We start from the raw sequence: 8,506 nt of genomic DNA, 5'->3' as shown, positions 1-8,506 counted from the left end.
GAGTCGAGCGACGCCCTGGCGGAGCTCACCGCGGAGGCGGCCCGGCGCGCCGGGCTGGACCCGCGCATCGTCCGGGACGCGGACCTGGGTGCAGTGGCGATCGTGGCGACGCGGCGCTGAGCCGCCGGAGGGCGGCGGCCTCAGCCGCCGGCGTGCGAGTACAACCGCAGCAGCTCCTCGAAGTGGTCGTCGGTCATCACCGCGGGGGGGTCCTCGCCGCCCGCGAGCTGCTCCAGCCGGTCCAGGTGCCAGTGCCAGCCCGCGGCGAACTCCGGATCGTGCGGGTCGGGCGCGACGTGGTCGAACGTGAGCCGGGTCTCCTCGCCGTCGAGCCCGTCGACGCCCGCGAGCGAGAACCGGACGTGCCAGCGCATCGGCGCGTCGCCCCACGCGTACTCGAGCACGCGCGGCTCATCCCAGGCCACCACGTCGCCGGAGGCGGTGACGCCTTCGCCGTAGTCGAAGGTGAGCGCGCCGCCCGCGACGGGCTCGAACGAGGCCCGGAACGCCCACCGCGCGGTGAGGTCCGGATCCGTGAGGAAGGCCCACGCCCGCCCGGGGTCCACGGGCAGCGTGCGGTCGAAGCGGAGCAGTTCCGCCCCGTCGACGAGGGCGATCACTCCCTCGTCGGCGGGGTCCAGCGTGGGGTTGGCGTCCATCGCTCCAGTGTCCTCGGGTGAGGGCGCTTCGCAACCGGAGCCGCGACGGGCGGCGCGGCGGCGGGCGCGAGCGGGTGCGTCAGCCCGCGACCAGCACCTCCTCCAGGCGGGCGTACGAGGTCTCCATGCCGTCCGTCATGCCGGTGGCGAGGATCATGTCGCGCAGCTCGACACTCGGGTAGGTGATGAGCAGGCTGAGCAGCGTGCCACCCTCCTCGAGCGGGGTGAGGGTGAGCTCGTTCGTGGTGCCCGGGCCGTCCATGCCGATCATGTTCTCGGTGGTCTTCTCGTGGAACATCGGGTCGGACGCGAGCAGCTCGCCGGTGAAGCCGAACGACGGCGCGCCGTCCGCCGGGCCTCCCGGAACCGGCGCCCACTCGTTGCGATACGTGTCGCCCACGTTCGCCGCGACCTGGCACACCGGCATCGTCCATCCCTCCGGGCCCAGCAGCCAGCTCTTCATGAGCTCGGGCTCGTGGTGGGCGCGCCACACCTGCTCGACCGTGCCGCGGATCACGCGGGACACGCGCACCTCGGTGTCCGTGAGGATCTGGGTGTGGGTACCGGAGCCCGCGGCGAAGGACGCCAGGTCCGCGAGCACATCGTCCATCTGACCCATCGCGGACCGCATCCCCTCCTCCATGCCCATTCCCAGCAACTGCTCGAGCGCCTCGGCCGAGGGGAAGTGGGTGGTGGTGGACAGGCGTGAACCGGACTCGGTGGCCTCGAAGGTGAAGCTCATGCGCATCGACGGCATCTGCGAGTTCTCGGTGCCGTCCTCGCCGGCGAAGCCGTCCTCGACCTCGAAACCGCGGCCCGGGTCCACAGCCAGCCAGCGCCAGTAGCCACCGGCGTGCTCGCCATCGGGGCCGGACATGTAGTAGTCGGTGCGGCCGCCGGGCGCCGCGTCGTGACGGGTGAAGGTGGCGGGCCATTCGACCGGACCCCAGAACCGCTCGAGCTGGCGCGGGTCCATGTAGGCGTCCCAGAGGCGGGCGACGGGGACGGGGAAATCGGCGACCACGGTCATGGTGAGCGCCTCGGGGTCCTTGGTGACGGACGTGATGGGCATGGTGGGGACCTCTCTGTCGGGGATCGGGTTCGGGGCTTGGGTTCTAGTTCTGGGGCGACGGGCCGTCGCCGGCGAGCAGGGCGTCGAGGCGGTCGATGCGCGAGCGCCAGATCTGCTCGTAGCGGTCCAGCAGGGCCTGGGCCCGCCGGATCTGTTCGGGGTTGCCGCGGACGATGCGCTCGCGGCCGCGCGGCTTCTTCACCACCAGGCCGGCTCCTTCCAGGACTGCGACGTGCTTCTGCACGGCGGCGAAGGACATGTCGTAGGCGCTCGCCAGCTCGCTGACGGAGGCCTCGACCGTGAGCGTGCGCCGGACGATGTCCCGGCGCGTCGCATCTGCCAGAGCGTGGAAGATGCGATCCACCTCTGCGTCGGAGAGCTCAGTTTGTGCAACCATTTGGTTGTACGTTACGCCGGGTGCGCGGGCAGCGCAACCCCTGCCCCGCATCGTCCACACCCCTGGGCACCCCTCCACACAACTTGTGCACCCCTCCACCCGCGACCTGGGAAGACGTGCGCCGGATGCTCCATCCGAGCCGATCGGGCCCAGCGTTGTGTGGAGGAGTGTCCGGCGACGGCGGCGTCGGAAAGGCGGCCTGGGACGGGACGATGCGGCGGTTGGCGAGGCGCCGCTACCTCGGCAGCGACAGGGTCACCGTAGTGCCCGTCCCTGGCGCCGAGTCGATGCGGACCCGACCCCCGTGGGCGTCGACGATCTGCCGCACCAGCGACAGGCCCAGCCCGTGCCCGGAGACTCCGCGGGCCGCGGGGGCGCGCCAGAACCGGTCGAACGCGCGGTCCACATCCGCCGCCGTGAGCCCCGGGCCCCGATCCGTCACCGCGATGTCGACGTGCGCCCCTTGACCCAGCGCCTCGACGGTGATCCCCGCGGGTGACGCGCCGTACTTGCGCGCGTTGTCGATGACGTTACGGAGGGCGTGCACCAGCAGTTCACGCGAGCCCTCGACGGTGAGGCCCGGGCAGGGCGCCACGGCGACCTCGACCGACGGGTCGCCGGAGCGCACCGCCTCCGCGGCCTCGGCCAGCAGCGCCTCGACCTCGAGGCTGGTCCGCTCCTCGACCAGGCTCTCGGGATCGTCGCGGGACAGCAGCAGCAACTGGTTGGTGAGCGCGGCGAGTCCCTCGGCCGCGCCGAGCGACGCCTCGATCGCCTCCCGATACTCGGCCGCTGCACGAGGCCTCATGAGTGCGAGCGAAAGCTCGCCGATGATCACCCCGAGCGGCGTGCGGAACTCGTGACTTGTGGCGTCGACGAACTGCTGCTGGCTCTCGTAGCTGCGCCTCAGTGGAGCCAACGCCACCCGCGCCATGAGGTAGCTCACCACGGGGACCACCACCACCAACGCGGCGTAGACCACCACCAGCGCGACCCGCAGTCGCGAGAGCGCGTGGTCCGCGGCATCGATCCCGGAGGGCGTGTCGGTCTCCACCACGTCGAAGTCGAAAGTGATCGACACGAACACGTATATCGCGAGCGCCGCGACGGCGAACAGCACCAGCTGAATCACCGAGTAGGCGACCGTGAGGCGCGCGAGCGTGCGCCGCACGATCACGGGTTCACCGCGACCACGTAGCCCGCGCCTCGCCGGGTGGTGATGAGGTCGGGCTCGCCGTGGGCGTTGAGCTTCTGCCTCAGGTAGCGCACGTAGGTCTGCACCACATTGGAATAGCCCTCGTAGTTACCGTCCCAGGCGTGGTCGATCAGCTCCGTAGCGCTCACCACCCGGCCGGCGTTGCGCATGAGGTATTCGAGAACCGCGAACTCCTTCGCGGTGAGGGCGATCGCCCGGCCGTCGCGGGTCACCTCGCGCGATGCGGGGTCGAGCCGTACTCCTTGCGCCTCGAGAATGGGAAGGTCCGCGCGCGGCGCCCGTCGCAGCAGCGCCCGGACTCGAGCCAACAGCTCGAGCACGTGGACGGGCTTCACGAGGTAGTCGTCCGCGCCGCTGTCGAGGCCCTCGACTTTGCTACGGATCTTGTTGAGCGCCGTGAGCATGAGGATGGGTACGCTCGCGTCCGCCGCCCTGATCGCCCGGCACACGTCGAATCCGCCGCGCTCCTCTTCGGCCAGCATCACGTCGAGGATCACCAGGTCGTAGTCGGCAACCGCGAAGGCCTCCAGGCCGTCGGCGGCGGTGTGGCGGGCGTCGGCCGCATAGCCCGCCTCGGCCAGGGTCCGCCGCACCACGTCGGCGATGCGCGCATCATCCTCCACGATCAGGATCCTCATGTGCTCCGTGCTTCCTCCTGGGCGGCGTGCCGGCCACGCGGCCCGATGCTAGGGACCCTAGTCCGCCTGCTCGCCGGCTCCCGCAGACTTCGATCCCAACCCGGTGGCAGGGGCGACGCCGGTGGCGCTGACCTCGACGGTGACGTCCACCTGGTTGAGCGAGGTCCGGTACACGCTGTAGATGTTCTCCGGGTAGTGGCCGGCGCCCGACTCACCGTCGACGTAGACGGTGGTTTCGCCGCCTGCGGGAACCGTGAGATCGGGCATGGCGAGAAAGTAGGACTCGCTCGCCCCCGTGGTGGTGTCGGTCATCGTGTAGAACGCCTCGAGACCGGACAACGGCGCCCCGGACGTGTTCCTCACCGTGAACTGCAACCGGTCGGAGATCGCCGCCCCGGAGGGATCCGTGTTGTCCTCGAGCAGCACATCGGTGACGTCGAGACCGGCTGCCGTGGCCGGGTTGACGATCGGGTTCGCGTCCACGGGAAGCACGTGACCCCCGCGGGACGATGTGGGCGATGCGGAGGTGACCGAGGTGGAGGAAGGGGTGCTGGTCGGGGACGTACACGCGGTCAGGGCGAGCGCCGTGGCCAGGAGGCCGGCCGCGATCAGGGGCAGGGGTCGCTTCATGCTGTCTTCCTCAGGAGTCGGGTACGGGTGGTGACGGAGACCGCGAAGCCCAGGCCGGCGGTCAGCAGGGCGAGCATCGCCCACGTGTAGCGGTACATGTCCGCCCAGACGAATCCGAGCGACTGCTGGTTGTACTTGTCCTTGATCCCCAGGAATCCGAACGAGATTCGCTCGAAGAGCTTGGAGATGGACGTGACCTCGAGGCCGTTGCGGGTCACTTCGTAGTGAGAGAAGTGGGCGAGCACCGCGAGCTCATCCGGCTTCGCAATCGCCAGCGCCTTGAAGAGCCCGCCGGGCACCTGATTGTCGGGATCCATCGTGTCGCCGATCTGCGGCACGATCAGCACGATCGCGAGCCACAGCCCAAGGGCAAGGATCAGCGCCGTGCCCGGGCGGCGCATCGTCGCCGTGAGACCCACGGCGACCGCGCTCCAGAACATGAGATAGACCCACGCCGCGGCCGCCGCGATCGCCAGGCGGAACGCGTCCGCAACCGTGAGCCCGGAGCCACCCACCAGCGCCACGGTGACTCCGGCGACCAGGACCAGGACCGTGACGAGGGCCGCCCAGAACGCTGCGATCCCGAGCAGTTTGCCGATCACGAGTGCCCGCGGGCCATGGCTGCGGGTATAGATAAGCGGCAAGGTTCCCCGCGCCGCCTCTCGGGCGATGGTGCCGTACCCCACCACGATCGCGAACAGTGCGCCGATGATCTCGACGTACTCGAGGCCGCCGCGCAGCAGCTGCAGGGGGAACAGCTGCGGCGCGGCGGCGGTCACGGCGCTGCCGGAGGACGCGAGGTCGGCAACGTACGCCTGGTAGTCGGCCATCTGGGCGCGGAAGGCGAGGGAGGCGACCACCACCGCGATCACCACGGCGAGCGCGAGCGTCGCCCCCAGGATCCACACGATGCGGTGTCGGCCCAGGTCACGCAGCTCCTTTCGGGCGAACACCCCGGCCCTAGTCATCCGAGGCTCCCCTCAACCTGGCGGCCGGGGTGAGGAGGACGGCACCCACCATCACCGCCGCGAACACGAGCACCACGGCGAGGGAGCCTACGGGCAGGCCCCACGCCGGCCCCTCGAGGATCGCCGTCGACAGCGTCTTGAAGTGCTCCGTGATCGAGGCCGGACCCGTGAGGTACGAGAGCATGTGGAACACGCCGGTGGTTTGCGGCGGCGTCGCCACCGGGTTGAGCAGGGACACCGGCCTCGCGGCCGTCCCCAGTTGCGGGATCACGAAGGCGATCACCGCCCACGCCACCACGGGCGCCACCAGCGCGGACGTCTCACGACGCACGTGCAACCCCGCCCACATGCCCAAGGCCGCGAATCCCACCAACAGCACCCATGTCACGCCGCCCCAGGCCACCAGCCGGAACGAGTCGGCGACCGATACGGGTGCGCCCACCACGAGCGAGATTGCGATCCAGCTTGCGAGTGTCGACGCGCCAACCACGCCGGCGAGCAACACCGCCAAGCCCGACAGCCGGCCCGCAAGGACCACGCGGACGCCCGGCGGTCGAGTGAGCACCAGATCGGCCGTGCCCGCCCTGCGGTCCCGCAGCGCGGACTGGACTCCCAGGACCGCCGCCATCAGTGTGCCGATCATCACCACGTAGATGACGGTGTTCCTCGCGAAGTACATCGGAGCGACGCTGGCGAACGGATCGGGCTGTGCGGTGAGGCCGTCCGCGAGCACCTGGCGGTAGACGCCGCTGACGGTGCGCTGCGTGAGCCAGCCGATGAAGGACGCGGCGGCGACCATCGCGACGAACATCGACATCAGGACACGCGGCGAGCGCAGGCGCCGACTCGCCAGCAGTTCGTGGCCCGCCACAACGGCCAGGACGCTCATGCGGGCGACCCAGCAGTCTCGAAGTACGCCTCCTCGAGGGCCTGCTCGGTGGGGTAGGCCCCCAGGATGGCCGCCAGGGAGCCGTGCCGGACCAGCTCGCCGTCGCGGAGGATCCCGATGCTGGTGCACGTGCGCGTCGCCTCGGACAGCAGGTGTGTGTTCATGAAGACCGTGGTGCCCAGCTCCGCGTTGATCCGCACCACGATCTGCCGCAGCGTGCGAACGCCCTCGGGGTCGAGGCCGGAGGTGGGCTCGTCGAGAAACAGCACCTCGGGCCGGTGGAGGATCGCCTGCGCGATCCCCACGCGCTGCCGCATGCCCTTGCTGAAGGTGCCCAGGCGCTGACGATCGTGGCCCTCGAAGTCCAGAAAGGCGAGCACCTCCGTGATGCGCCGGTCCGGCTCGCGCAGGCCGGACAGCCTCGCAAAGAACCGCAGGTTCTCGACGAGCGTGAGGTCGTTATAAAACTGCACGTTCTCGGGGAGGTAGCCGATTCGCGATCGTACCTGCGGGGCCTGACCCACCACGTCGTAGCCGGCGACGGTCGACCTCCCGCTCGTGGGACGCAACAGCGTGGTGAGCAATCCCACCGTGGTGGTCTTGCCCGCGCCGTTGTGACCCAGGAGGCCGAAGATCTCGCCGGCCTCGACCTCGAGGTCGAGCGGCCGGAGGGCGAAGGTGCGGCCGTAGGTGTGTGTCAGGCCGTGAGTCGAGATCGCTGGAGGTGTCATGCCGCCACGCTAGGCAGGCACCGCTGAGAGGAACGTGAGAAGTGCCTGGATGAGAGCCAGATGAGAGCCGCGGAACTCGTGCTCGTCACCGCGGCCCTTCCGCGCCTACGGTGTCGCTGGGTACCGCCCCGGAACCCACCCCGATGGACGGCCGAGCCCCGAGACCTGGCGCCGCGGCGCATCGTCCTCACGCGAAAGGCACCCCATGACATCCCCTGAACTCGTCCTGCCCGCCACGACGGCCCGTCTGCAGATGCTCAACAAGGTCCCCGAGGTGATCGCCGCCTTCTGGATCGTCAAGGTGCTCTCCACCACGGTGGGCGAGACCTTCGCCGACTACCTGAACGCGGACGTGGGGCTGGGCCTGTGGGGCACCATCGCGGTCATGACCGGTGCGCTCGCTCTCGCCCTGGTGTTCCAGATGCGCGCGCGGCGCTACGTGCCACCGCTGTACTGGCTGGTCGTGGTGCTGGTGAGCATCGTCGGCACGCTCATCACAGACGCGCTTACCGACGTCTATGGGGTGCCGCTGCTGGCGTCCACGCTGGTGTTCTCGGCGGCGCTCGCCGGCACGTTCGCACTCTGGTACCGCTCCGAGGGCACCCTGTCGATCCACACGATCACGACCACGCGCCGCGAAGCCTTCTACTGGCTGGCGATCCTCTTCACGTTCTCGCTGGGCACCGCCGCGGGCGACTACCTGTCCGAGGAGGTGGGCCTGGGCTACACCCGCACCGGCCTCATCATCGCCGGCCTCATCGCCTTGACCTGGGTCGCGTACCGGCGGCGCTGGCTGGGCGAGGTCGCCGCCTTCTGGGCCGCCTACGTGATGACCCGCCCCCTGGGCGCGTCGCTCGGCGACTTCCTCACGGCCGCGCCCGACGAGGGCGGCCGAGGTTTCAGCACCACCGCGGTGTCGTGGCTGTTCTTCGCCGCGATCATCGCCCTGGTGGGATGGATGACCGTAGTCCAGCGGCGGGCGCGCGTGCCCGCCTGAGCGTGCGGGGGCCGCCACGATCCCCTGAGCACCCTTCCACACGACTTGTGCACTCCTCCACCCGCGACCTGGAGAGACGTGCGCCGGATGCTCCATCCGAGCCGATGGGGCCCAGCGTTGTGTGGAGGGGTGCACCGCGAAGGTCGCGGCGGGAGGCGGGAGGCGGCGGGCACGGGGCGCCTACGCTCTTTCCATGACCGACCACCTCGAGCACTTGCGCCGCGCCATCGCCGTCTCGCAGTCCGCGCGCGACCACGGCAACCACCCCTTCGGTGCGGTGCTGGTCGACGGCGACGGCCGCATCGTCCT

General features: G+C 70.1%; 10 protein-coding genes. 1 reads left to right on the top strand and 9 read right to left on the bottom strand.

What is annotated here, in order from left to right; all coding sequences use genetic code 11:
- Window positions 1–140 precede the first annotated feature (140 nt).
- The 9 genes from Q0L54_RS08590 to Q0L54_RS08550 form a co-directional block, all read right to left on the bottom strand.
- Entirely contained in the window at window positions 141–659 is a 519-nt protein-coding gene (locus tag Q0L54_RS08590; RefSeq protein WP_296667187.1) for an SRPBCC domain-containing protein, read from the bottom strand.
- A gap of 79 nt (window positions 660–738) precedes the next feature.
- Window positions 739–1,731 carry an SRPBCC family protein gene (locus tag Q0L54_RS08585; RefSeq protein WP_296667185.1) on the bottom strand — a complete coding sequence of 331 codons (993 nt, stop codon included), beginning with the start codon at window positions 1,729–1,731 and terminating at the stop codon, window positions 739–741.
- Between the two features lie 43 nt (window positions 1,732–1,774).
- On the bottom strand, window positions 1,775–2,128 hold the full coding sequence (locus tag Q0L54_RS08580; protein ID WP_296667183.1) for a metalloregulator ArsR/SmtB family transcription factor: 354 nt from the start codon (window positions 2,126–2,128) through the stop codon (window positions 1,775–1,777).
- Between the two features lie 235 nt (window positions 2,129–2,363).
- Complete coding sequence (locus tag Q0L54_RS08575) at window positions 2,364–3,305, bottom strand: HAMP domain-containing sensor histidine kinase (protein ID WP_296667180.1); 942 nt, start codon at window positions 3,303–3,305, stop codon at window positions 2,364–2,366.
- Window positions 3,302–3,982 (bottom strand): response regulator transcription factor, encoded by a 681-nt coding sequence (locus Q0L54_RS08570; protein ID WP_296667177.1) that lies wholly within the window; start codon window positions 3,980–3,982, stop codon window positions 3,302–3,304. Before Q0L54_RS08570 ends, Q0L54_RS08575 begins: the two co-directional genes overlap by 4 nt.
- Before the next feature lie 57 nt (window positions 3,983–4,039).
- On the bottom strand, window positions 4,040–4,612 hold the full coding sequence (locus Q0L54_RS08565; protein WP_296667173.1) for a hypothetical protein: 573 nt from the start codon (window positions 4,610–4,612) through the stop codon (window positions 4,040–4,042).
- Entirely contained in the window at window positions 4,609–5,580 is a 972-nt protein-coding gene (locus tag Q0L54_RS08560) for an ABC transporter permease subunit (protein WP_296667171.1), read from the bottom strand. The genes Q0L54_RS08565 and Q0L54_RS08560 overlap by 4 nt, the downstream gene beginning before the upstream one ends.
- Complete coding sequence (locus tag Q0L54_RS08555) at window positions 5,573–6,469, bottom strand: ABC transporter permease (RefSeq protein ID WP_296667167.1); 897 nt, start codon at window positions 6,467–6,469, stop codon at window positions 5,573–5,575. Before Q0L54_RS08555 ends, Q0L54_RS08560 begins: the two co-directional genes overlap by 8 nt.
- Complete coding sequence (locus tag Q0L54_RS08550) at window positions 6,466–7,200, bottom strand: ABC transporter ATP-binding protein (RefSeq protein ID WP_296667165.1); 735 nt, start codon at window positions 7,198–7,200, stop codon at window positions 6,466–6,468. Before Q0L54_RS08550 ends, Q0L54_RS08555 begins: the two co-directional genes overlap by 4 nt.
- 205 nt (window positions 7,201–7,405) lie before the next feature.
- On the opposite strand from Q0L54_RS08550, the gene Q0L54_RS08545 reads away from it, so the two are divergent.
- Window positions 7,406–8,197: a hypothetical protein gene (locus Q0L54_RS08545; protein ID WP_296667162.1), complete on the top strand. Its 792-nt coding sequence runs from the start codon at window positions 7,406–7,408 to the stop codon at window positions 8,195–8,197.
- The last annotated feature ends 309 nt before the right edge of the window (window positions 8,198–8,506 follow it).

This window comes from Demequina sp. (assembly GCF_024642165.1).
Lineage (GTDB): Bacteria > Actinomycetota > Actinomycetes > Actinomycetales > Demequinaceae > Demequina.
Note: the sequence above shows the minus strand (reverse complement) of the source record. Positions and strands in the feature narration are given on the sequence as shown.

Excerpts from the sequence above, each read along its gene's own strand:
- Q0L54_RS08560 (WP_296667171.1), bottom strand. The coding sequence starts at position 5,580 with ATGACTAGGGCCGGGGTGTTCGCCCGAAAGGAGCTGCGTGACCTGGGC.
- Q0L54_RS08555 (WP_296667167.1), bottom strand. The coding sequence starts at position 6,469 with ATGAGCGTCCTGGCCGTTGTGGCGGGCCACGAACTGCTGGCGAGTCGG.
- Q0L54_RS08545 (WP_296667162.1), top strand. The coding sequence starts at position 7,406 with ATGACATCCCCTGAACTCGTCCTGCCCGCCACGACGGCCCGTCTGCAG.
- Q0L54_RS08585 (WP_296667185.1), bottom strand. The coding sequence starts at position 1,731 with ATGCCCATCACGTCCGTCACCAAGGACCCCGAGGCGCTCACCATGACC.
- Q0L54_RS08550 (WP_296667165.1), bottom strand. The coding sequence starts at position 7,200 with ATGACACCTCCAGCGATCTCGACTCACGGCCTGACACACACCTACGGC.
- Q0L54_RS08570 (WP_296667177.1), bottom strand. The coding sequence starts at position 3,982 with ATGAGGATCCTGATCGTGGAGGATGATGCGCGCATCGCCGACGTGGTG.
- Q0L54_RS08565 (WP_296667173.1), bottom strand. The coding sequence starts at position 4,612 with ATGAAGCGACCCCTGCCCCTGATCGCGGCCGGCCTCCTGGCCACGGCG.
- Q0L54_RS08590 (WP_296667187.1), bottom strand. The coding sequence starts at position 659 with ATGGACGCCAACCCCACGCTGGACCCCGCCGACGAGGGAGTGATCGCC.
- Q0L54_RS08580 (WP_296667183.1), bottom strand. The coding sequence starts at position 2,128 with ATGGTTGCACAAACTGAGCTCTCCGACGCAGAGGTGGATCGCATCTTC.